This window comes from Bradyrhizobium sp. B117 (genome assembly GCF_038969555.1).
Lineage (GTDB): Bacteria > Pseudomonadota > Alphaproteobacteria > Rhizobiales > Xanthobacteraceae > Bradyrhizobium.
On the sequence record NZ_CP152414.1, the window covers coordinates 753,104 to 775,407 of the forward strand.

Below are 22,304 nucleotides of genomic sequence, written 5' to 3' on the forward strand. Positions count from 1 at the left end.
GCGGCGAGCCACCCTCTCCCGCAAGGGGAGAGGGTAAGGAAGCCCCCTACGACTCCACCAGGAACTCCACCCGTTCCGCCGCGAAGCGTGAGTGCTTCGTCACCAGCGGCTTGCCGCCGAGATCGTGGTCGGTCGCATCCACCACCAGGATCGGCCGGCCCAGCGGCAGGTCGAGCCGTGCGGCGTCGGTGGCATCGACGATGCCGGCGGTGATGCGCGTCGCGCCGCGGCGATAGTCGCGCACGCCGAAATGCTCGAGCATCTTCGTCATCGAGTGTGTGGCGGCAAACACCGTGCCCGCGCCCGGAAACCGCTCCGCTGACAGCCACGTCGTGGAGACGCAGATCGGCGTGCGGTCGGCGAGCCGGATCGCCTCGATCCGCACCAATGGCGCGCCGGTCTTGAGGCCGAGCTCCCGCGCCAGCTCGCGCGTTGCGACGTCACCGGTCGCCTCGATCAGGCGGCCATGCGGCTCGCGGCCGTCGGCGCCGACGATCTCGGAGAAGCGCGTGCGCGAGCGCAAGGGATAAGCAAGCTTCTGCGCCTCGACATAGGTGCCGCTGCCTCGCTCGGCGCGCACGAGGCCACGCTCGGCAAGCGCCGCCAGCGCACGCCGCACGGTGTGGCGGTTCACGCGATAGGTTTCGGCGATCTCCATCTCGCCCGGCAATTTGTCGCCGGCCGCAAAGCGGCCGTCGGCAATGCCGCGTTCGATGCCATCGGCAACGAGGCGCCATAGCGCGACGCCCGAGGAGGCGGTGTCCTGCATACTCATGTCGCCGGAAAGCCTACTCCAGAAATCACACGTTCGTCACGAAACAGTCATGGCGCTTCCGTATCAAGTTGTCTATTATCATAGACAACTTGGATTCGGCAAGTTGTGTCGAAAAGCTCGGTGGATCAGGTGACCCAGCACAACAACCAGCAAGCCCAGCGCCAGGCCGCGATGGCCGTGCTGGCGCACGCGGAGGCGGGCGAGATCGCCGCCCGCCTCGGCGCCATAGCACTGCCCGATCATCGGGATCTGCGCGCGCCCGAGAACGGCCTCGTGATGCTACGCGGCCGCGTCGGCGGTGACGGCGCGCCGTTCAATCTCGGGGAAGCCACGGTGTCACGTGCCGCGGTGAGGCTTGCGAGCGGCGAGGTCGGCTTCGGCTACACGCTCGGACGCGACGGCGAGAAGGCGCGGCTGATCGCGCTGTGCGACGCGCTGGTGCAGTCGCGCGACTTCGGCGCCGCCGTCGAGCGCGACGTAATCGCGCCGTTGCGCGAACAGCTTATGGTCGAGCGCAAGCAGGTCGCGGAAGAGACCGCCGCGACGAAGGTTGATTTCTACACCATGGTGCGCGGTGAGGGGTGAGGCCATGACCACGATTGCGGAACTGCCGCCGGGGTTCGCCGACAAGGTGTTGTCGGCGCAATCGACCTTTCGCTCGGTGATGGACGCGATGGCGCGGCCGGGCTCGGTCCAGCGCATCGTGCCGATGGCGGGCGCGCCTGACATGATGATGCGCGGCACCGCCGCGATCGCACTGACGCTGTTCGACCACGACACGCCGCTCTGGCTCGATGCGCGGATCTCGGAAAGCTCCGACGTGACGAAGTGGCTGAAGTTCCACACCGGCGCGCCGGTGATCCAGGATTCGTCGATTGCAAGCTTCGCGCTGATCAGCGACGGCGTCTTGCTGCCGGCGCTCGAGCGCTTCGCGCTCGGCACCAATGAATATCCGGATCGTTCGACCACGGTGATCATCCAGGTCGAGAGCCTCGACTCTGGGCGTGGCTTCGAGCTGCGCGGCCCCGGCATCGACGGCGTCGCGACGCTCCAGGCCTCGATCAAGCCGGCCGATCTGTTCGAGCGGCTGAAGTTCAACGAGACGCTGTTTCCACGTGGCATCGACGTGGTTCTGGTCGCCGATGACGCCGTGGTTGCGATCCCGCGCACGACGCGTGTCGCGAACAAGGGAAGCTGAAGCATGTATGTCGCAGTCAAAGGCGGCGAACGCGCCATCGAGAACGCCCATCGCCTGCTCGCCAATGCCAGGCGCGGCGACCAGAGCGTTCCGGAGGTCACCCTCGACCAGATCTCGGAGCAGCTCGGCCTCGCCGTCGATCGCGTCATGAGCGAAGGCTCGCTCTACGACCGCGAGCTCGCGGCGCTCGCGATCAAGCAGGCGCGCGGCGATTTGATCGAGGCGATCTTCCTGGTCCGCGCCTTCCGCGCCACCTTGCCGCGCTTCGGTGTCAGCGAGCCGGTCGATACCGGCGCGATGCGCGTGCAGCGCCGGGTGTCCTCGACCTTCAAGGACATCCCGGGCGGCCAGATCCTCGGGCCGACCTTCGACTACACGCACCGTTTGCTCGATCCCACGCTCGCCGAGGGATTTGTGCCGGAGGCGCCCGCTACGGCCGAAGCCTCGAGCGCGGCGACGCCGCGCGTGACCGACATTCTCGGCCGCGACGGGCTGATCGAATCCTCGCCGCAGGCCGAGGACGGCGCCAGCGTCGGCGATCTCACCCGCGAGCCGCTGAACTTCCCGGCCGATCGCGATCTGCGCTTGCAAAACCTCGCGCGCGGCGACGAGGGCTTCCTGCTGGCGATGGGCTATTCGACCCAGCGCGGCTATGGCCGCAACCATCCCTTCGCCGGCGAGATCCGCTTCGGCGAGGTCGAGGTCGAATTCTTCGCGGAAGACGTCGGCTTTGCCGTGCCGCTCGGCTCGATCGAGCTCACCGAGTGCCAGATGGTCAACCAGTTCAAGGGCTCTGCGACCGAAGCGCCGTGCTTCACTCGCGGCTATGGCCTCGCCTTCGGCCAGAGCGAGCGCAAGACCATGTCGATGGCGCTGGTCGATCGCGCGCTGCGCGCCCGCGAGCTCGGCGAAGAGGCCGTGGCCCCCGCGCAAGATGAAGAATTCGTGATGTCGCATTCGGACAACGTCCAGGCGACCGGCTTCGTCGAGCATCTGAAGCTGCCGCATTACGTCGACTTCCAGTCCGAGCTCGGCCTCTTGCGCAAGCTGCGCCAAGAATTTTCCAAAGCGTCTGCCGAGGCCAATGCGCCCGATGCCATGAAGGAGGCCGCGGAATGAACGCGCCCGCCTACAATTTCGCCTATCTCGACGAGCAGACCAAGCGGATGATCCGCCGCGCGATCCTCAAGGCGATCGCGATTCCCGGCTATCAGGTGCCGTTCGCCAGCCGCGAGATGCCGATGCCCTATGGCTGGGGCACCGGCGGCGTGCAGGTGACGGCCGCGATCCTCGGTCCCGCCGACGTGCTCAAGGTGATCGATCAAGGCTCCGACGACACCACCAACGCGATCTCGATCCGCAAATTCTTCGCCAAGACCGCCGGCGTCGCGACCACGACGGTGACGGACGAGGCGACGGTGATCCAGACTCGCCACCGCATTCCCGAGACGACGCTGCACGCGAACCAGGTGCTGGTCTATCAGGTGCCGATCCCGGAACCCTTGCGCTTCCTCGAGCCGCGCGAGACCGAGACGCGGCGCATGCATGCGCTCGCCGAATACGGCCTGATGCATGTGAAGCTCTATGAGGACATCGCCCGCTTCGGCCACATCGCGACGGCCTACGCCTATCCCGTGAAGGTCAACGCGCGCTACGTGATGGACCCGTCGCCAACGCCGAAATTCGACAATCCCAAGATGGACAATTGCGCGGCGCTGCAGCTGTTCGGCGCCGGCCGCGAGAAGCGCATCTACGCGATCCCGCCTTATACGCAGGTGGTGTCGCTCGATTTCGAGGATCACCCGTTCGAGCCCTACCGCTTCAACGCGCCCTGCGCACTGTGCGGCGCCGAGAATTCCTATCTCGACGAGATCGTGACCGACGACAAGGGCGGGCGCATGTTCGTCTGCTCCGACACCGATTATTGCGAGGGCCGCCAGGCCGAGGGCCATCATGGCGCCCTCAGCGCCGCGCCGTACAAGGAGAAGGCGCAGGGGAGTTCAAATGGCTGATCTCGATACGCTCGAAAACGACCAGCCGCTGCTGGTCGCCGAAAGCCTCAGCAAGTCCTATGGCCGCATCGCCGCCTGCCGCGACGTGTCGTTCGCGCTCTATCCCGGCGAGGTGCTGGCGATCGTCGGCGAGTCCGGCTCGGGCAAGTCGACCCTGTTGCAGATGCTGTCGGGCCAGCTCACGCCGAGCGCGGGCCAGGTTTCCTACCGCATGCGCGACGGAATCACCCGCGATCTCACGACGCTGGGCGAGGCCGAGCGGCGGTTTTTGTTCCGCACCGATTGGGGCTACGTGCACCAGGATCCCGCGCAGGGCCTGCGCATGGCGGTCTCGGCGGGCGCCAATGTCGGCGAGCGGCTGATGGCGGTGGGCTGGAATCACTATGGCCGCATCCGCGACACCGCATCCGATTGGCTCACCCGCGTCGAGATCGACACAGCCCGCATCGACGATGCCCCGCGCACCTATTCCGGCGGCATGCGCCAGCGTCTCCAGATCGCGCGCAACCTCGTCACCGAGCCGCGGCTGGTGTTCATGGACGAGCCGACCGGCGGCCTCGACGTCTCCGTGCAGGCGCGCCTGCTGGACCTGTTGCGCAGCCTCGTCGCCGAGCTGCATCTCGCCGTCATCATCGTCACCCACGATCTCGCGGTGGCGCGCCTGTTGTCGCACCGCGTGATGGTGATGAAGGGCGGCCGCGTCATCGAGACCGGACTCACCGACCAGGTGCTCGATGATCCCCGCGAGCCCTATACCCAGCTCCTCGTCTCCTCGATTCTGCCGCCATGAGCCTTCCAACAAGAGCCTTCCGATGACCGCCATGATCGACATCACCGACGCCGGCAAGACTTTTACGATGCACCTGCAAGGCGGCATCGAGCTGCCGGTCGTGCGCGGCGTCACCTTCCAGGTCAAGCCGGGCGAATGCGTCGTGCTGTCGGGGCCATCCGGCGCCGGCAAATCGTCGATCCTGAAGATGATCTTCGGCAACTACCGCTGCGATAGCGGCCGCATCGGCATCCGCCATCGCGGCGCGGTGGTCGATCTCGCCACCGCCGAGCCGCGGCAGGTTCTGAATATCCGCCGTTCAACCATCGGCTATGTCAGCCAGTTCCTGCGCGCCGTGCCGCGGGTTGCCACCATCGACGTCGTCGCCGAGCCGCTGATCGTGAACGGCATGGCGCGAGCCGATGCACAGGACCGCGCCGGCGAGCTGCTGCATCGTCTCAACATCCCTGAGCGCCTCTGGCAGCTGCCGCCCGCGACCTTCTCCGGCGGCGAGCAGCAGCGCGTTAACATCGCCCGCGGCTTCATCTCGGACCTGCCGATCCTGCTGCTGGACGAGCCGACCGCTTCGCTCGATGCCGCCAACCGCGCCGTCGTGGTCGAGCTCGTCGCCGAGAAGAAACGCCAGGGCGTTGCCATGGTCGCCATTGTCCACGACGACGAAATCCGTCATCTGATTGCCGACCGCATCGTCGACGTCACCAGCTTTGCCGCCGCGGCCTGAAGGGAATGGACATGAAGCCGAAGGAAACTGTGATCGCCAATGCCAGGGTCGTGCTGGCTGACCGGGTGATCGAGCAGGGCTGGCTCGCTCTTGCCGACGGACGCATTGCGGAGATCGGCGAGGGGACTGCACCCGCGGGCGCGGAAGATGCCGGCGGCGACCTGATCATGCCCGGCCTGATCGAGCTTCACACCGACCATCTCGAAGCGCATTACGTGCCGCGCCCGAAAGTGTTCTGGAATCCGGTCGCCGCCGTGATCTCCTATGACGGCCAGCTCGCGACGTCAGGCATCACCACCGTGTTCGATTCGCTCCGGGTCTGGCGCGAGGACGGCGCCGAGGAGGTCGACGGCCGCGCCGGTGTGCTCGCCGCCGCGATCACGACGGCGCGCAACGCCAATCTGCTGCGCGCCGACCACTTCCTGCATCTGCGCTGCGAAATCCCGATGCCGAGCGTGGTCGAGGAGGCCAAGGAGCTGATCGATCGTCCCGACGTCAAGCTGATGTCGCTGATGGATCACACCCCCGGCCAGCGCCAGTTCCGTGACGAGGTCAAGCTGCGCGACTATTACCGTGGCAAGGGCGGCGGCAAGACCGATGCCGAGCTCGACGAGCTGTTCGCCAAGCGCTTCGAATATCAGAGGCTCTATGCAGCGGCCAACATGCGCGAGATCGTGGCGCTGGCGCACGAGTACAAGATCCCGCTCGCGAGCCACGACGACACCACCGAGGAGAACGTCGCGGATGCCGTGCGCGATCGCGTGTCGGTGGCGGAATTCCCGACCACGCTGGAAGCCGCCCGCGGCCTGCACCAGGCCGGCATCGACATCCTGATGGGCGCGCCGAACGTGGTGCGCGGCGGCTCGCATTCCGGCAACATCGCCGCGGTCGATCTCGCGCGCGAAGGCCTGCTCGACATTCTCTCGTCCGATTACATTCCGTCGAGCCTCTTGATGGCCGCGCTGCAATTGCCCGAGCATGTCCCCGCCATCAGCCTTCCGGCGGCGGTTCGCACCGTGACCAAGGCGCCGGCCGAGGCGGTCGGCCTCATCGATCGCGGCGAGGTCGCGACCGGCAAGCGCGCGGACCTGATCCGCGTGCACGTCGCAGGCCATGTTCCCGTCGTCCGCAGCGTCTGGCGTGAAGGACACCGCGTCGCATGAGCGAGACCGCGACCATGGCGCAGGATGAGACGGGCGCGATCGGCCCCGGGCGGCTTGTGCTCGTGGTCGGTCCCAGCGGCGCCGGCAAAGACACGCTCCTGCGGCTGGCGCAAGCGGCCTGCATCGAGGATCACGGCATCGTCTTCCCACGCCGCGTCGTGACCCGCGAATCCTCCGCGGCCGAAGACAACATCGCGATGAGTTTTGACGAATTCCGCCGCGCGCTCGATCACGGCGATTTCGCCGTGCACTGGGAGGCGCACGGGCATTCCTACGCCCTGCCGCTCGAAATCAACGACGACATCCGCGCCGGCCGCGCCGTCGTCGTCAACGTCTCGCGCACGGTGATCGGCGCGCTGCGCAAGACCTATGCGAACGTTGTCGTGGTCGCGATCACCGCACCGCCGGACGTGCTGGCGCAACGGCTCGCCGCGCGGGCGCGCGTGAGCGACGGCAATATCGCGGACCGCCTCGCGCGCAGCGTCGACGATGTGGCCACGCTGGCCGATGTCACCATCCTCAACGCCGGCAGCGCGGACTACCATAGCCGCCAGCTCGTGCGGGTGATCAGGAACGAATGCTGGCACGATTAGCCAGCGCAACCAGGAGAACGGAATGTCGGTGATCAATACGGTCGAGGAGCTAGAGGCCATCTACGGCGTCACCAACGACGCCTCGACCGTGAAAGTCGCCGACCACGTCACCCCGCTCTACCGCATCTTCATCGAGAAGGCGCCGTTCGCGGCGCTCGCGACCATCGGCCCCGAGGGCATCGACTGCTCGCCGCGCGGCAATCTCCCCGGCTTCGTCCGCATCCATGATCCGAAGACGCTGATGCTGCCGGATCGCCGCGGCAACAACCGGGTCGATTCCCTGCGCAACATCGTGCGCGATCCGCGCGTATCGCTGATGTTCCTGATTCCCGGCTCCGGCAACGCGATCCGCGCCAATGGCCGCGCGCATCTCTCGATCGATCCCGATCTGCTAGATTCGTTCAAGGTCGACGGCAAGGCGCCGCGCAGCGTCATGGTGATGGCGGTGGACGAGATCTACTTCCAGTGCGCCCGCGCCATCGTCCGCTCCGACCTCTGGAATCCGGACAAGCGCATCGACCCCAAGACACTGCCGACGCCGGGCCAGATCCTCGCCGAGATGAGCGAGAACAAGGTCGGCGGCGAGGAGTACGATCGGATCTGGCCGACGCGCGCTGCCGCCACGATGTGGTGAGCCTTTCTTACCCTCTCCCCTTGTGGGAGAGGGTGGCTCGCCGCGATAGCGGCGAGACGGGTGAGGGGTCTCTGTCCCCACGAAAAGCGTTGCGCGTGGATAGATACCCCTCATCCGGCGCTTCGCGCCACCTTCTCCCACAAGGGGAGAAGGAAGAGGGTACACGTCGCGCCCGCCATGCCCGCTAGTTAAACGCCATCCCGCCGCTCAGCGCGATGGTCTGCCCGGTCATGTAGGCATTGTCGACCAGCAGCATCACGGCTTTCGCCACCTCGTCCGCCGTGCCGAAACGGCCGAGCGGAATGCGGCTGATGAGTTGCGGCTGGCCGCTCATCATGTCGGTCTCGATCAGCGACGGCGCCACGGCATTGACGGTGATGCCTTCCTTGACGAGCCGCGCCGCATAACCGCGCGTGAGCCCCTCCATGCCGGCCTTGGACGCGTTATAGTGCGGGCCGATCGAGCCGGCGCCACGCGCCGCACCGGAGGAGATGTTGACGATGCGGCCCCATTCGCGTGCGCGCATCGAGGGCAGCACGGCCTGCGTGCACAGGAACACCGACTTCAGATTGACCAGTATGGTGCGGTCGAAATCGTCCTCGGTGAGATCGTCGATACCGCGCGTGATGGCGATGCCGGCATTGTTGACGAGGATGTCGATGGGGCCGAGCCCGCCGCTGACGCGCTCCACCATGTCAGCGACGGCCTCGCGCTGCGAGACGTCGGCGGCGACGACGATGGCGCGGCCGCCCTGCCGGCTGATCTCGCCCGCCAATTGCTCGGCCTGGCCGATCTGTTCGCGGCAGTTGATCGCCACGGCGGCGCCGGCCTCGGCCAGCGCGCGACAGACGGCGGCGCCGATTCCGCGCGAGCCGCCGGTGACGAGCGCCGTGCGCCCCTTCAGATCATTTGCCATACCCGTATCTCCCGATTTTCTCTTGCGCCCACCGGGAACGTAGCATGCCGGCCGCGCGGCCGTGTTGAACTCATCGCGAGATGAATCCGGCTGCGGGCGCTTGCCGCGGGAGAAGCGCTCCAGCGCGCTCACGACAAATATGGATGGCCATTTCATTGACCAATCGTGCCAACCGCTCGATATTCGAAGCGTCGAAACTGCTCCTCGAGCCTGAAGCCGCGATATGAGAACCGATCACCAGCGTAACAGAGGCGACATGCATGCGTGCATGACGCGGCGCTGTTTCTCGGCCGCCACAGGCGCCTGTTGCTGTTGCTGACCGCCTCCTAGCAACACCTCACACCGCAAATCCCAAGACAGGAACGCCGAGACCTCGGCGAACGAGCAGCCATGTCCCAGACCCTATCGAACGCCTACATCATCGAAATCCACGACCGCGCCGCCGGCATCATCACCCGCGATGAACGCGGCTTCCGCTTCTTCTCCTCCGAGCGTCTGTTCGACAGTCTCGAAGGCCGCCAGTTCCGATCGGCGCGCGAAGCCGAGCGCGCTGCCCGCGCCGTGTTCTCCGAGCGGCGCCGCCGCGCGAATTTCCAACTGTTCGCCAACTGACCCCAGCGAAAGGACCGCGATATGATCAGCCGACGATACATCCTTGCGACGACACTCCTGCTCGCGACCGCGCTGGCCGCACCTGCGCGCGCCGAGGACAAGCCGGCGGAAATTCGCATCGGCACACAGAAGGGCGGCTTCTTTCCAGCGGTGCGCCAGCGTCAGACGCTCGAGAACGCCTTCAGGCCGCTCGGCATCGAGATCAAATGGATCGACTTCCAGTTCGGTCCGCCGCTGCTGGAGGCCATCAATGTCGGCAGCGTCGATTTCGGCTATGTCGGCGACTCACCGCCGATCTTCGCGCAGGCCGGCGGCGCCAAGATCCGTTACGTCGCCGCGGTGAAATCGGAAGGCAACACCCAGGCGATCATCGTGCCGAAGGACTCACCCATCAAGACGCTCGCCGATCTCAAGGGCAAGCGCGTCGCCTTCGGCAAGGGATCGAGCGCGCACAATCTTCTGGTTGCGACGCTCGAAAAGGCCGGCCTGTCCTGGTCCGACATCACGCCGGCGCCGCTCGCGCCAGCGGACGCGACGGCCGCCTTCGTGAAGGGCTCCGTCGATGCCTGGTCGATCTGGGACCCGTATCTGGCGCTCGCGGAGTTGAAGGAGAACGCGCGCGTGATCGCCTTCGACAAGGACGTGCACAAGCCGAATGCGTTCTACATCGCCAACACGGATTTCGTGGAGAAATATCCGTCGCTGGTCGCGAAGCTCAACACGACCTTCGCCGCGGAAGGCGTGTGGGCGGAGGCGCATCACGAGGAGGTCGCGAAGGCGCAGTCCGAGGCGACCGGCGTGGACATCGAGGCCGTCCGCCGCTTCGTCAATCGATCGACCTATAGCGTGGTGCCGCTCGATGCCGAGGTGATCAAGACCCAGCAGGCCGTCGCTGACCGCTTTGCGAAACTCGGGCTGATCCCGAAACCGGTCAACGTCTCCGATATCGTCTGGAAATGGACGCCGGGGTCGTGAGGGGTGCAGCGACCGGACGTCGTCATGCCCGGGCTTGTCCCGGGCATCCACGTTCTTTCTTCTGTGCGGCTAGGCGGGGATGGCCGGGACAAGCCCGGCCATGACGATCGTGGAGGCCGTCTTGGTCCAAACTCTTACGTCGGAGGCGACTCCGACCTCATCCTGAGGAGCCCCGCCTAAGCGGGCGTCTCGAAGGATGCGCCGCGGGGAACTGCTTCTCACATGCGGCCGTGCTGGCTCCGGAATCAACTCCTGCGCCGCGCCCGGGTGCGCGCCGCTTTCTTTGCGGCAGCGGAGCGGGCTGTTGCGCCCTTGGTGGAGCTCGCTTTCCGCGCGGCCGCTGAGCGGGACGCTGCGGTTCGCCGGCTTGCGGCGCGCTTGCCCTGCTTCGACAGCGCGCTCCGCGACGCGGTCGAGCGCGGCTCCTTCCTCAACACGCCTTCGACAGCGCGCGACACCTTTGGCCGGCGCTTCGGCGTGCGTTTGCCCTGACCGACCTCATAGGCGTATTTGGCGCTGCGGCGCGTCGACTTCTTGGTGCGCCCTTTGCGCGGCGGCGGCAGGTCGATGCCGGCGCGGCGCGCCTCGGACAGGCCGATGGCGATGGCCTGCTTGGTCGAGCGCGCCCCGTGCTTGCCCTTCCTGATCTTGTCGATCTCGTCCTTGACGAACTCGCCGGCCTGCGTGCTGGCCGATTTGCCGGCACGCTTGTCCTGCTTCGCTTTGCGGATGACTTCCTGTCTTGGCATGGGTCAAAATCCCGTTTCAGTCACAGGGGTGTCTGACCGCAACGCACGACGCGGAAGATTGATCCTATCAGCCTCTCAATGCTGCGAGCAGCTCATCCGGGCGTTCGGCCATGATCATGTGGCCTGCGCCCGGCACCACGACGGTCTTCGCGTGCGGGATCGCGGCCGCGAGCGCCTTGCCCGCCTTCGCCGGTGTCATCATGTCCCGCTCGCCGAGGATGAGCGTCGTCGGCACCTTCACGCTCGCGGCCGCGGCAAGCGCATTCGCATAGGCATTGCAGGCCGACAAATCCCTGAACAGCACGCCCGGCTCGCATGACTTCAGGACCGCCTGCGCGCCGCCATGCATCCACAGGCCAGGCGCAAGACTGCCGCCGAGCTCGGCATTGAAGCCGAGCCCCCAGATCGAGACCATGTCGTTGGCATCCTGCGAATTGGCTTCGGCGGCCTTGAGCAGATCCGGGCCGACCGTCATGGTCGCGGCGGTGCCGATCAGGCTCAGCGCCGACACCTTGTCGGGATGCCGCGCCGCCGTCTCCAGCGAGATCAGCGATCCCATGGAATGTCCGATCAGATGCGCCTTCGCAGCTCCTGCCGCATCGAGCAGCGCCGCCGTCCAGTCGGCCATCTCGGCGATGCTGCCGAGCGAAGGGCCGGGGGAGCGACCGTGACCGGGCAGGTCGGGCGCCAGCACGCCAAAGCCGTGATGCGCAAACCAGCGCGTGTGTAGCGCCCAGGTCGAATGATCGAAGCCGGCGCCGTGAATGAAGACCACGGTCGGCAGGGACTTGTCGAAGTCGCGGCCGCCATTCGCGACGAACACATCGGTGGCGTTGACGGAGAGGTTCATGGCGTCAGACCTTTTGCGAGATGCGCAGCGCCTGCGCCAGATCGTCGATGATGTCGGAGGCGGTCTCGATGCCGACCGAGAGCCGCACCAGCTCCTCGCCGATGCCGGCCGCCTTGAGCTGCTCGGCGTCCATCTGCTGATGCGTGGTCGAGGCGGGGTGGATCACCAGCGTCTTGGCGTCGCCGACATTGGCGAGATGGCTGATCATGCGCAGCGATTCGATGAACTTGCGCCCGGCAGGCCGGCCGCCCTTGATGCCGAAGGAGACGATCGAGCCGGCGCCGCGCGGCAGCAATGTCTTTGCGAGTTGATAGTCCGTGTGATCCTCAAGCGAGGGGTGCAGCACCCAGTCGACGGCCTTGTTGGCTTTCAGCGCCTCCAGCACCAGATGCGTGTTCTGCATGTGCCGGTCCATGCGCACGCCGAGCGTCTCGACGCCCTGCAAGAGCTGGAACGCGTTGGTCGGTGACAGGCAGGCGCCGAAATCGCGCAGGCCCTCGGTGCGCGCCCGCATGATGAAAGCGGCGGTGCCGAACTGCTCGTCGAAGACGATGCCGTGATAGCCGCCATACGGCTCGGTCAGCACAGCAAACTTGCCTGAGTCGCGCCAGTCGAAGCGGCCGCCGTCGACGATGGCGCCGCCGATCGCGATGCCGTGGCCGCCGATCCATTTGGTCGCCGAATGCATCACGATGTCGGCGCCCAGCTCGATCGGGCGGCTGAGATAGGGCGTGGCAAAGGTGTTGTCGATCAAGAGCGGAATCTTTGCCTCATGCGCGATCGCCGCGACCTTGGGAATGTCGAGCACCTCGAGCCCGGGATTGCCGATGGTCTCGCCGATCACAAGCTTCGTGTTCGGCTTGATCGCCGCACGGAACGCGTCGAGATCCCGCGGCTTCACGAACGTGGTGGTGATGCCGAAGCGCGGCAGCGTATGCGCCAGAAGGTTGATGGTGCCGCCATAGAGCGAGCTCGACGCCACGATATGGTCGCCTGCATTGAGCAGCGTCGCGATGGCCAGATGCAGCGCGGCCATGCCGCTCGCGGTGCAGATCGCGCCCACGCCCCCTTCGAGCGCCGCGAGCCGCTCCTCCAGCACGCCGGTGGTCGGATTGGAGATGCGCGTATAGATGTGGCCGGCGCGCTCCAGGTTGAACAGCGCAGCCGCGTGGTCGGAATCCTGGAACACGTAGGACGTGGTCTGGTAGATCGGCACCGCCCGGGCGCCGGTCGCGGGATCCGGATGCTGGCCCGCATGCAGGCTCAGGGTCTCGAAGGCAGGCGGTTTCGGCGCGGGCATGCGTGGCCTCGTTGGTCCGTCGGCGAGGCGGCTCTTGTGCCACAAAACGGAGCGGCACGTCAGCCCATTGACTCCTCACACGGGCTCGTCATGGCCGGGCTTGTCCCGGGCATCCACGTTCTACGTGCGATTGAAAAAGGCGTGGATGGCCGGGACAAGCCCGGCCATGACGCTGAGGAAGCTTCGCGCCTTAGCCAAGGCTACCCGCCGATCGCCTGCTCGATGATCCGCGCCTCCCGCAGCAAAATCTCCGCGACCTCCTGCTCGCGCCTTGGCCCGAGCCTCGTCCGAACGGCGGAGACCGTCATCGCTGCCGCCGGCTGGCCATCCGGAGTCTTGATCCAGGTCGAGATCGATTTCGTGCCCTGTATGAGGCCGATCTCTCTCATGTAGTAGCCGCGCTTGCGCGCCGCGGTGACCTCGCCCAGCACGGTCGCGGCGTCGGTGTGATAGGCCTCGAACCGCTTCTCGTTGGCTGCGACGATTTTTCGCGCGTCCTGTGCCGGCATCGCGGCGAGGATGGCGACGCCGGCGCTGGAGACGCCGAGCGGCCGGCGTGCACCGATCTCGATCGACAGCACCTGGATCGGATAGACCCCGATCCTGCGATCGACGCACAGCGTGTCGTTGCCAGTCCGAACCGTCAGGAACAGCGTGTCGCCGATCTCGGTGGAGGCGCGCCGCAGCGACGGATTGGCGGCCACTAGCAGCCGCGACGGTCGCGGTCGCGCGAGCGCCAATTCCGGCACCTGGTTGCCGATGGCATAGCGGCCGCTTCGCTCGTTCCGCTCGACGATACCTTCCTCGATCAGCACGTGGACGATGCGATGCACGGTCGGACGGGTGAGGCCGGTCGCCTGCACGACCTCGGCCAGCGGCACGCCGTCCTCGCGCCCCGCGGCAAGAATGCGCAGCACCGCGAGCGCGCGCCGGATCGTTTGTGCGCCTTGCCGCGGTTCCATCGCGCTGCGGATCGATTTTGCTCTGTCCATAATATGGACAAGAACGCCACAATTCCCTCGACAGGTAAAGCGCGCATCTGGAGATTGCGCTCCGATCGGGATGCCTTGCCGTCAGGGCAACCGACCTGAAATTGGAAGCGCCGCCGGGAGGTTAACATGAGATTAATCTGGATTGCCATAGCTGCCGCAGCCGCGATGCTGGCGGGCCCCGCATCGGCCCAGCAATGGCCGGCGCGCAACGTCAAACTGATCGTGCCCTATCCCGCCGGCGGCAATGTCGACAGCGCCGCGCGCATCATCGCCGACAAGCTTCAGGAAAAGCTCGGCCAGCCCTTCATCATCGAGAACAAGGCCGGCGCCGGCGGCATGATCGCGGGCGAAGCCTTCGCGAAGTCGGCGCCCGATGGCTACACGCTGTTCGTCGGCGCCAACGGGCCGGTGCTGTTCGCGACCGAGATCAACAAGCGCGAGGCCTATAACTGGAAGAAGGACTTCCTCCCCATTTCGACGATCTCGATGACGCCGCTGGTGCTCGAGGTGCATCCGTCGGTGCAGGCTAATACCTTCAAGGAATTCATCGAGCTCGCCAAGCGCGAGCCCGGCAAGCTGACCATGGCCTCGCCCGGCCCCGGCACCACCAACCATCTGCTCAGCGAGCTGATGCAGTCGAACCTCGACCTGCAATGGGTCACCGCGCACTACCGCGGCAACGCGCCGGCCATCAACGACCTCCTGGGCGGCCAGGTGCAGTTCGCATTCGACCAGCTCACGGTCAGCCTCCAGCACATCAAGGCCGGCCTGTTCCGCGCGCTTGCGGTCACCAGCCCGCACCGGCTGAAGTCGCTGCCTGACGTGCCGACCTTCGCCGAGCTCGGCTACAAGGATTTCGACGGCCAGACCTTTACCGGCCTGTTCGCGCCGGCTGGCACGCCGGGCCCGATCGTGGACAAGCTGCACGAGACGCTGGTCGCGATCCTGAAAGATCCCGGCGTGGTCGACAAGTTCGAGAAGCTCGGCGGCGAAGCAACAATGATGACGCCCGCGGAGTTCAGGGCTTATCTGGAGCGCGAGGACGCCAAGTGGATTCCGGTCGTGCGCAAAGCCAACATCAAGGCTGACTGATCGCATGCGCATCGATCCCACCGAGCTCGGCGCGGAGCGCATCTACCGCCTGATGACCGGCATCGTGGTGCCGCGCCCGATCGCGTGGGTGACGAGCCTCTCGAGCAAGGGTGTGCTCAACCTCGCGCCGTTCAGCGCCTTCACCTTCGTCTCGCAGAAGCCGCCGATGCTTGCCATCAGCGTCGGCCGCAAGGGCGCCGACTACAAGGACACCGCGCACAACATCCTCGATACCGAGGAATATGTGATCCACATCGCCGATACCCCGCTGATGTCGGCGGTGCACGACAGCTCGGTCGAGCACCCGCCCGAAATCAGCGAGGTCGAGCATCTCGGGCTGGAGACGGTGCCGTGCGAGCGCATCAAGGTGCCGCGGCTTGCAGCGGCGCCGGTCGCGATGGAATGCCGCTTCCGCCAGTGCCTCGAATTCGGCGAGGCCAAGAGCCGGCTCATCGTCGGCGAGGTCGTGATGTTCCACTTGCGCGACGGCCTCGTCAACGACGGCAAGGTCGAGACCAAAGCGCTCGACCCGATCGCGCGCATCGGCGGGCCGCGCTACGCCCGGCTCGGTGAGATCGTGACGCTGAACACCGTGTTCCAGACGCCCAAATCGAAGGACTGAGCGCGCGGCCAAGCGCGGCGGCCTGCGGATGAAAATCATTGGAGGAAACGACAATGCGACTCGTAAGCTATCTCCTGGACGGAGAGCCGCGCTATGGCGCGGCCGTCGAAGGCGGCGTGGTCGATCTGACCAAACGGATCGGCCGCGACTTTTCCGACGTGAAGGCGCTGATCGCGGCGAACGCGCTGGCCGACGCACAAGAGGCCGCGGCCGGACAGAAGCCGGATCACGCACTGGAAGATCTCGTCCTGCTGCCGCCGGTGCTGGCGCCGGAAAAGCTGTGGTGCATCGGCGTCAACTACGCCGAGCGTAACGCGGAATACAAGGACAATTCCGACCTGCCCAAATATCCGAGCCTGTTCGTGCGCAGCATGTCGTCGATGACCGGCTCCGGCCAGCCGCTGGAGAAGCCTGATGTCTCCGACCAGCTCGACTACGAAGGCGAGCTCGTCATCGTGATCGGGCAGGGCGGCCGTCACATCCCGCGCGAGAAAGCCTGGGCGCACATCTTCGGCATGACGCTGTGCAACGAGGGCACGATCCGCGACTGGCTGCGCCACGGCAAGTTCAACGTCACGCAGGGCAAGAATTTCGACCGCTCCGGCAGCATCGGGCCGTGGATCGTCACCGCGGACGAGCTCGATCCGCGCGGGCCGCACGACATCGTCACCCGCGTCAACGGCGAGGTGCGCCAGCAGGACACGACCGAGCGGCTGATGTTCCCGTTCGACTTCCTGATCTCCTATCTCTCCACCTTCGCCACGCTGAAGCCCGGCGACATGATCGTGACGGGCACGCCGACCGGCGCCGGCGCACGCTTCGATCCGCCGCGCTGGCTCAAGGTGGGCGACGTCGTCGAGGTCGAGTCCAGCCGCATCGGCGTGCTGCGCAACACCGTCGCCGCGGAGAGTTAAATCATGCTGGACAGCGCGACGATCGAACGCCTGGCCGCGTGCCTCGATGAGGCCGAGCGCAGCAAGGCGCTGATCCCGATGTTCTCGAAGGAATATCCCGATTTCAGCATCGAGGACGCCTACGCCATCCAGCGCGCCTGGACCAAACTCCAGCTCGGCCGTGGCCGCGTCATCAAGGGCCACAAGATCGGCCTGACCTCGAAGGCGATGCAGAACGCAGTCGGCATCAACGAGCCCGATTACGGCGTGCTGTTCGCCGACATGTTCTATGCCGATGCGACGCCGATCCCGTTCGACCGCTTCCATGCGCCAAGAATCGAGGTCGAGCTCGCCTTCGTGCTGAAGGCGCCGCTGCGCGGGCCCGACTGCACCATCTTCGACGTGCTCAACGCCACCGACTACGTCACGCCGGCGCTGGAGATTTTGGAGACGCGCATGCACCGCGTCGATCCCGAGACCGGTAAGACGCGCAAAGTCATGGACACGATCTCGGACAACGCGGCCAACGCCGCGCTGGTGCTCGGCGGCCGGCCGATCCGCCCGATGGATGCGGATTTGCGCTGGATCGGCGCGCTGTTGTTCCGCAACGGCGAGGTCGAGGAGACCGGGCTTGCCGCCGGCGTGCTCAATCACCCCGCCAACGGCATCGCCTGGCTCGCTAACCGCCTCGCGCCGCATGACGAGCATCTCGCCGCCGGCGAGGTGGTGCTGGCGGGATCGTTCACGCGTCCGGTCGACATCCGCCGCGGCGACACGTTCCACGCGGATTATGGCGCGTTCGGCTCGGTGTCGTGCCAATTCGTCTGAACCAACAACAAAAAGGAAGCGCATCATGACGGGTCACACGCGGCGCAAGAGCATCCATATCGGCGGGTTCAAGCACGCCAATCCGATCCCGAACGCCTGCCGCGTCGGCAATCTCGTGATGTCGGGCGTCATCCTCGGCCGCGACGCGGCCGGCGTGATGCCCGAGAGCCTCGACGCGCAATGCGCCAACATGTTCGCGCATATGAAGGCGACCGTGGAGGCCGCCGGCGGCACCACCGACGACATCATCAAGATGACGGTGTGGCTGAAGGACCGCACGCAGCGCGGCCCGGTCAATGTCGAGTGGCTCAAGATGTTTCCGGACGAGCATTCGCGCCCGGCGCGCCACGCGCTGCCGATGGACAACATGGATGGCGGCGCGCTGGTGCAGTGCGACTTCACCGCCGTGATCGACTGAAGGAGTTTTGCGCATGCCGACCTATCTGCCGTTCGATCCCAATCCGCGCCGCCCGGTCAAGGCGCCGCCGCCGAAGACCATCGACAGCCAGTTCCACGTGCTCGGGCCCATCGACAAATATCCGGAACGTCCTGGTGCTGCCTATCGGATGCCGACCGCGACCTGGGAAGCGGCGCTTCGCATGCACAAGGCGCTCGGCATCGAGCGCGGCATCATCGTGCAGACCACGACCTACGGCGCCGACCATGCCGTCGTGCTCGACGCTCTCGCCGCGATGGGTCCGAACTATCGCGGCTGCGCCAACGCGCTGGTGTTCGCCGAGGCGAGCGACTCCTATCTCGGCAAGCTGCATGACGCCGGCGTGCGCGGCGCGCGCTTCAGCTTCCGCCAGGAGCTCGGCGCGGTGCTGTCGGACGCCGATTTCGCGCGTGCGATTGCGCGCATCCGCGAGCTCGGCTGGTACGTCAAGATCCAGCCGGAGAAGGACGGCATCGTCTCCAGCGTCGCCAAGTACGAAAATCTCGACGTGCCCGTGCTGATCGACCACATGGCGCGGCCTGATCCCGAGGCCGGCAAGAACGATCCGAACCTGCGCAAGATGCTGGAACTGCTCAAGAAGGGCAATTTCTGGGTGATGCTGTCGCTCGGCGAGAAGACCTCGAAGGCCGGCGCTCCCTACGACGACGTGATCCCGATCGCGCGCGCCTATATCGAGGCCGCCATCGACCGCTGCGTCTGGGCCAGCGACTGGCCACACCCGGTCTCCGTCAAGCAGCCGCCGAACGATGCCGATTTGCTCGAGCTGATGTATCGCTACGCGCCCGATCAGGCGGAGCTCGAGAAGATCCTGGTGCACAATCCGGCGAAGCTGTTCGGGTTTCCGGACTAGAGGCCTCGGACCTCGCCGCGAACGCGGTGCACTCGCTCTCCCGCTTGCGGGAGAGGGTCGGGGTGAGGGCTCTTTCCTCTCGGGGATTGTCCCATTGCGGAGACACCCTCTCCCCAACCCTCCCCCGCGCGCGGGGGAGGGAGCGCAGTTCCGCTAGAGGCGATGCACAGCCCTCACACCGCCGGCTGCTTCGCCAGCCGATCCCGCACCTCGGCTGCGATCTCGAACGAGCGCAGGCGCGCGGCGTGGTCGTAGATCTGGCCCGTGGTCATCAATTCGTCCGCGCCGGTCTCGGCGATCAGCGCCTTCAGCTTCGCTTCGACCACTTCCGGCGAGCCAACCGCGGAGCAGGACAGCGACTGCCCGACGCCGGCCTTCTCGGCCGGCGACCACAGCGCGTCCATGTCGTCGGCCGGCGGCGGCAGGGGCCCCGGCGTGCCGCGGCGCAGATTGATGAACTGCTGCTGCAGCGAGGAGAACATGCGCCGTGCCTCCGCGTCGCTGTCGGCGGCGAACACGTTGACGCCCACCATCGCATAGGGCTTGTCGAGCTGGGCCGAGGGCTCGAAACGCGCGCGATATTCGCGCAGCGCCGGCATCATCATCTGCGGCGCGAAATGCGAGGCGAAAGCGAACGGCAGGCCGAGCATGGCCGCAAGCTGCGCGCCGAACGTGCTCGAGCCCAGGATCCAGAGCGGCACCTTCGTCCCCATGCCGGGCACGGCGCGGATCGCCTGGTTCGGCTGCACATCGCCGAGCAGCGCCTGCAATTCCAGCACGTCATGCGGAAAATTCTCGGACGTGGTGGCGAGGTCGCGCCGCAGCGCCCGCGCGGTGAACTGGTCGGTGCCCGGCGCGCGGCCAAGGCCGAGATCGATCCGCCCGGGATAGAGCGATTCCAGCGTGCCGAACTGTTCGGCGATGACAAGCGGCGAATGGTTCGGCAGCATGACCCCGCCGGAGCCGACGCGGATCGTCTTGGTGCCGCCCGCGACATGCCCGATCACCACCGATGTGGCGGCGCTCGCGATCCCCGTCATGTTGTGATGCTCGGCGAGCCAGAAGCGTTTGAAGCCCCAGCGTTCGGCATGTTGCGCGAGATCGAGCGAATTGCGGAACGCCTGCGACGCATCGCCGCCCTGACGGATGGGTGCGAGGTCGAGCACGGAGAAGGGGATCATGGAAACGTCCGGGTGGAGCGCGATGCGCGCAGGGACCTCACATGTAATGCCGGACGGGGCAAATGGTAGCGCGACACGGTGCTCGAACGGCGGCGCAACGATGCCATTCAAAATTGCCGTGCCTGATACGGGCCTCTCGGCGCGAACCGTCGCGAGACGGAGCGGCAATCACGTTTTCCCGCGCGGGTCTTTCAGGAGATTGGGGGCGACACGACCGCCGTCACCGAATGCGCCCAGAACCTCACTGCAAAACGCACCGATCTCGGCAGCGTCGGCTCGCACCGCATACTCGGCGTCTGCTTTTTCCCGCGCCACATCGTCCGCAATCCCTTCGGGCGTAGCGTGCTGCGAATTTGGTCCGTTGCGCAGAAATTCGGTCCACGACGCGCGACCGGCCGCGATGATCGCTTCTGCGGCCTGTGTATTCGCCCCGACGCCTGCGCATTTGCCGGGAACGGCGAGCGCGTAATACGCTGCGAAAACGGAACTCAATGACTTGTTTGCAGTGGGCTCTTCGTCCGGTCGCAGCCCGATTCCCGCAATTGCGTCGGCCTTCGTGCATCGGGCCAATGTCTCCGGCGGACCGGGCTTGGTCAGGGACGTGACCTCAATGACGCCGTTGTCGAGCACCTTCACCTTCTTACGCCACCCCGACGGATTGCCGGGGCCCTTCAGCTTGAGGATGTATCCGTCCTTCAGCTTCTGGTGCGACACGATGTCGGCGCCGCACATGGAGCCGCCGCAAAACTCGTAACTTGTCGCGCTGATCGAGGTGAGATTGTCGGACTTGCGGTGGTAGGACTGACATTGAACGGGACTGTTGCCGTATTTGCCGATCAGCTCGCGGGGGGCGTTGGGATAGGCTTTCGCCTCGCCGGCCTCTGCCGCCATCTGTCCGACGAAGACCGATAGCAAGGTGATCGCAAACAGCTCTTTCATCGTCCCACGCCCCATCGATGTATGAATGCTAGCTCTCGTTGTCCGTGGATGATGCCACGCTCAATGGGCGAACCTACGACCGCGTCAGCCGGCCTTCAAGCGGTAGGATGGGTAGAGCGCAGCAAAACCCATCATGTTTCGTCCTCGAACAGAGCCTCTGCCCAGGCAACGTTTTGATCCAGCGGACTTCAGCGCAGGTTTGACTTACGTCAACATTCGGAACCTGGCTTCATTTTCATTGTCAGCATTGCCTGCTTCGATCTTCTTCCAGGAGAGACATCATGGCCGATCCGACCAAGCTCTCGGTTGAGAAAGCGCTCGAAAAGATACGTCAGCGTGACGAGCCGAAATCAGAGAATTCACGCCTTGATGAAAAAACCGACGCTCTCAATGAAGAGATAAAGCGTATGAGAGCACAAAGACTCCGCCTTGAACGAGGACAGGGCAAGCGTGGCTGAACGGTGCGGCTCGGTAGATGGATAAGGGCGCATTCTGAGAGACCCGCGGGTCGCCATGTCGCTTGGCGTCCGTCTGCGACGACGCGGCCTTCGTTCACAACCCTGTTATTCCGGCCTGTGGCGCCGTTCGTCCCAACTGGGCGTTTCGCCCCTGTTGTTGTACCCTCGCCGGAGCCAAGCCCTTGCATGGCCGCCCGGAGGAACCGACATGACCACGGTCGTCTTCAATCGCCGCACCCTCCTCACCGCTGGCGGCACTCTCCTTGCTGCCGGCGCGTCCGGGCTTCTGTTGCCGGTCCGTGCCGAAGGCCTCGCGCCGACCGAAACGATGTCGGGCGGAGCGAACAATTATCGCAGGGGCGCGGCGATCGTGGAGCGGATCGGCAAGGGCGGCTTCTGGATGAGCGGCACGGTGCGCCGCGCCGGCGACGGGGCTCCGCTCGCGGGACAGCGCATCCAGATCTGGGCGCACACGGTCGAAGGGCAGGAGCACGAGCCGCAGAGCCACGGCGCTACGCTCACCGACAAGGACGGCAAGTTCCGGCTCGAGATGCCGCAGATCATTCCGATCTTCGGCCAGCCGCATGGCCACCTCGCCTATGACAGCGGTGAATTCAAGACCGTGTTCCTGCGGCCGGTGATGCGGAGCCCGAAGGAAACCAGCCTCGAGGCGCATTTCGTCCTTGCGCCGGCCTGAGCGAACC

27 protein-coding genes are annotated in these 22,304 nt (G+C 65.9%); 19 read left to right on the forward strand and 8 right to left on the reverse strand.

All coding sequences use genetic code 11. The features are described from left to right. Positions 1–46: 46 nt before the first annotated feature. Positions 47–775 (reverse strand): phosphonate metabolism transcriptional regulator PhnF, encoded by a 729-nt coding sequence (gene phnF / locus AAFG16_RS03550; RefSeq protein WP_342737342.1) that lies wholly within the window; start codon positions 773–775, stop codon positions 47–49. Between the two features lie 120 nt (positions 776–895). Between phnF and phnG the strand changes: the two genes are divergently transcribed. Genes phnG through AAFG16_RS03595 form a run of 9 tightly spaced genes read left to right on the forward strand, consistent with a single transcriptional unit; the run spans position 896 to position 7,886 of the window. After that, positions 896–1,360 carry a phosphonate C-P lyase system protein PhnG gene (phnG, locus tag AAFG16_RS03555; RefSeq protein WP_342737344.1) on the forward strand — a complete coding sequence of 155 codons (465 nt, stop codon included), beginning with the start codon at positions 896–898 and terminating at the stop codon, positions 1,358–1,360. Between the two features lie 4 nt (positions 1,361–1,364). After that, complete coding sequence (phnH, locus tag AAFG16_RS03560; protein ID WP_342737346.1) at positions 1,365–1,973, forward strand: phosphonate C-P lyase system protein PhnH; 609 nt, start codon at positions 1,365–1,367, stop codon at positions 1,971–1,973. Positions 1,974–1,976: 3 nt separating this feature from the next. Further along, positions 1,977–3,092 carry a carbon-phosphorus lyase complex subunit PhnI gene (locus AAFG16_RS03565; RefSeq protein WP_342737348.1) on the forward strand — a complete coding sequence of 372 codons (1,116 nt, stop codon included), beginning with the start codon at positions 1,977–1,979 and terminating at the stop codon, positions 3,090–3,092. Continuing rightward, on the forward strand, positions 3,089–3,985 hold the full coding sequence (locus AAFG16_RS03570; protein ID WP_342737350.1) for an alpha-D-ribose 1-methylphosphonate 5-phosphate C-P-lyase PhnJ: 897 nt from the start codon (positions 3,089–3,091) through the stop codon (positions 3,983–3,985). Before AAFG16_RS03565 ends, AAFG16_RS03570 begins: the two co-directional genes overlap by 4 nt. Further along, positions 3,978–4,775 carry a phosphonate C-P lyase system protein PhnK gene (gene phnK, locus AAFG16_RS03575; RefSeq protein WP_342737352.1) on the forward strand — a complete coding sequence of 266 codons (798 nt, stop codon included), beginning with the start codon at positions 3,978–3,980 and terminating at the stop codon, positions 4,773–4,775. Before AAFG16_RS03570 ends, phnK begins: the two co-directional genes overlap by 8 nt. 22 nt (positions 4,776–4,797) lie before the next feature. Then, positions 4,798–5,496, forward strand: coding sequence for a phosphonate C-P lyase system protein PhnL (gene phnL / locus AAFG16_RS03580; protein WP_342737354.1), 699 nt, complete (start codon positions 4,798–4,800; stop codon positions 5,494–5,496). Between the two features lie 5 nt (positions 5,497–5,501). Beyond that, positions 5,502–6,659, forward strand: a complete 1,158-nt coding sequence (locus tag AAFG16_RS03585; protein WP_342737356.1) for an alpha-D-ribose 1-methylphosphonate 5-triphosphate diphosphatase — start codon at positions 5,502–5,504, stop codon at positions 6,657–6,659. Beyond that, positions 6,656–7,252 carry a phosphonate metabolism protein/1,5-bisphosphokinase (PRPP-forming) PhnN gene (phnN, locus tag AAFG16_RS03590; RefSeq protein WP_342737358.1) on the forward strand — a complete coding sequence of 199 codons (597 nt, stop codon included), beginning with the start codon at positions 6,656–6,658 and terminating at the stop codon, positions 7,250–7,252. Before AAFG16_RS03585 ends, phnN begins: the two co-directional genes overlap by 4 nt. A gap of 22 nt (positions 7,253–7,274) precedes the next feature. Beyond that, a complete protein-coding gene (locus AAFG16_RS03595; protein WP_342737360.1) occupies positions 7,275–7,886 on the forward strand; it encodes a pyridoxamine 5'-phosphate oxidase family protein in 612 nt (203 codons plus the stop codon). Between the two features lie 184 nt (positions 7,887–8,070). Here the strand turns inward: AAFG16_RS03595 and AAFG16_RS03600 are convergent, their stop codons facing one another. Further along, complete coding sequence (locus AAFG16_RS03600) at positions 8,071–8,802, reverse strand: SDR family NAD(P)-dependent oxidoreductase (protein WP_342737362.1); 732 nt, start codon at positions 8,800–8,802, stop codon at positions 8,071–8,073. A gap of 390 nt (positions 8,803–9,192) precedes the next feature. Here AAFG16_RS03600 and AAFG16_RS03605 point away from each other — a divergent pair, with 390 nt between their 5' ends. Then, positions 9,193–9,414, forward strand: a complete 222-nt coding sequence (locus AAFG16_RS03605; protein WP_342737364.1) for a hypothetical protein — start codon at positions 9,193–9,195, stop codon at positions 9,412–9,414. A 21-nt stretch (positions 9,415–9,435) separates the two neighbouring features. Beyond that, positions 9,436–10,389, forward strand: a complete 954-nt coding sequence (locus AAFG16_RS03610) for an aliphatic sulfonate ABC transporter substrate-binding protein (protein ID WP_342737366.1) — start codon at positions 9,436–9,438, stop codon at positions 10,387–10,389. A 245-nt stretch (positions 10,390–10,634) separates the two neighbouring features. Here the strand turns inward: AAFG16_RS03610 and AAFG16_RS03615 are convergent, their stop codons facing one another. The 4 genes from AAFG16_RS03615 to AAFG16_RS03630 all read right to left on the reverse strand — a co-directional run bounded on the left by AAFG16_RS03615 (position 10,635) and on the right by AAFG16_RS03630 (position 14,280). Further along, positions 10,635–11,138 (reverse strand): DUF6496 domain-containing protein, encoded by a 504-nt coding sequence (locus tag AAFG16_RS03615; RefSeq protein WP_342737368.1) that lies wholly within the window; start codon positions 11,136–11,138, stop codon positions 10,635–10,637. A gap of 67 nt (positions 11,139–11,205) precedes the next feature. Beyond that, positions 11,206–11,988, reverse strand: a complete 783-nt coding sequence (locus tag AAFG16_RS03620; RefSeq protein WP_342737370.1) for an alpha/beta hydrolase — start codon at positions 11,986–11,988, stop codon at positions 11,206–11,208. 4 nt (positions 11,989–11,992) lie between these two features. Further along, entirely contained in the window at positions 11,993–13,288 is a 1,296-nt protein-coding gene (locus tag AAFG16_RS03625) for an O-acetylhomoserine aminocarboxypropyltransferase (protein ID WP_342737372.1), read from the reverse strand. Positions 13,289–13,488: 200 nt separating this feature from the next. Further along, the gene (locus AAFG16_RS03630; protein WP_283083535.1) at positions 13,489–14,280 is read right to left on the reverse strand and encodes an IclR family transcriptional regulator; all 792 of its coding nucleotides are present in this window, start codon (positions 14,278–14,280) and stop codon (positions 13,489–13,491) included. A gap of 126 nt (positions 14,281–14,406) precedes the next feature. Between AAFG16_RS03630 and AAFG16_RS03635 the strand changes: the two genes are divergently transcribed. From AAFG16_RS03635 to AAFG16_RS03660, 6 genes are read left to right on the forward strand one after another with little or no spacing between them, the layout of a single operon-like run. After that, positions 14,407–15,372: a tripartite tricarboxylate transporter substrate binding protein gene (locus tag AAFG16_RS03635; RefSeq protein WP_342737374.1), complete on the forward strand. Its 966-nt coding sequence runs from the start codon at positions 14,407–14,409 to the stop codon at positions 15,370–15,372. A gap of 4 nt (positions 15,373–15,376) precedes the next feature. Beyond that, positions 15,377–15,994, forward strand: coding sequence for a flavin reductase family protein (locus tag AAFG16_RS03640; protein WP_283083537.1), 618 nt, complete (start codon positions 15,377–15,379; stop codon positions 15,992–15,994). A 53-nt stretch (positions 15,995–16,047) separates the two neighbouring features. Beyond that, on the forward strand, positions 16,048–16,908 hold the full coding sequence (locus AAFG16_RS03645; protein WP_342737376.1) for a fumarylacetoacetate hydrolase family protein: 861 nt from the start codon (positions 16,048–16,050) through the stop codon (positions 16,906–16,908). 3 nt (positions 16,909–16,911) lie between these two features. Continuing rightward, positions 16,912–17,715 carry a 2-oxo-hept-4-ene-1,7-dioate hydratase gene (gene hpaH / locus AAFG16_RS03650; protein ID WP_342737378.1) on the forward strand — a complete coding sequence of 268 codons (804 nt, stop codon included), beginning with the start codon at positions 16,912–16,914 and terminating at the stop codon, positions 17,713–17,715. 25 nt (positions 17,716–17,740) lie between these two features. Continuing rightward, the gene (locus AAFG16_RS03655; RefSeq protein ID WP_342737380.1) at positions 17,741–18,133 is read left to right on the forward strand and encodes a RidA family protein; all 393 of its coding nucleotides are present in this window, start codon (positions 17,741–17,743) and stop codon (positions 18,131–18,133) included. A gap of 13 nt (positions 18,134–18,146) precedes the next feature. Then, on the forward strand, positions 18,147–19,022 hold the full coding sequence (locus AAFG16_RS03660; RefSeq protein ID WP_342737382.1) for an amidohydrolase family protein: 876 nt from the start codon (positions 18,147–18,149) through the stop codon (positions 19,020–19,022). A gap of 173 nt (positions 19,023–19,195) precedes the next feature. Here the strand turns inward: AAFG16_RS03660 and AAFG16_RS03665 are convergent, their stop codons facing one another. Together AAFG16_RS03665 and AAFG16_RS03670 are read right to left on the reverse strand one after the other, a co-directional pair. Beyond that, positions 19,196–20,203, reverse strand: a complete 1,008-nt coding sequence (locus AAFG16_RS03665; RefSeq protein WP_342737384.1) for an LLM class flavin-dependent oxidoreductase — start codon at positions 20,201–20,203, stop codon at positions 19,196–19,198. Between the two features lie 168 nt (positions 20,204–20,371). Next, complete coding sequence (locus tag AAFG16_RS03670) at positions 20,372–21,142, reverse strand: hypothetical protein (protein WP_342737386.1); 771 nt, start codon at positions 21,140–21,142, stop codon at positions 20,372–20,374. A 281-nt stretch (positions 21,143–21,423) separates the two neighbouring features. Here AAFG16_RS03670 and AAFG16_RS03675 point away from each other — a divergent pair, with 281 nt between their 5' ends. Together AAFG16_RS03675 and AAFG16_RS03680 are read left to right on the forward strand one after the other, a co-directional pair. Then, positions 21,424–21,600 carry a hypothetical protein gene (locus AAFG16_RS03675; protein ID WP_283083543.1) on the forward strand — a complete coding sequence of 59 codons (177 nt, stop codon included), beginning with the start codon at positions 21,424–21,426 and terminating at the stop codon, positions 21,598–21,600. 208 nt (positions 21,601–21,808) lie between these two features. Then, positions 21,809–22,297 carry a Twin-arginine translocation pathway signal gene (locus AAFG16_RS03680; protein WP_342737388.1) on the forward strand — a complete coding sequence of 163 codons (489 nt, stop codon included), beginning with the start codon at positions 21,809–21,811 and terminating at the stop codon, positions 22,295–22,297. The last annotated feature ends 7 nt before the right edge of the window (positions 22,298–22,304 follow it).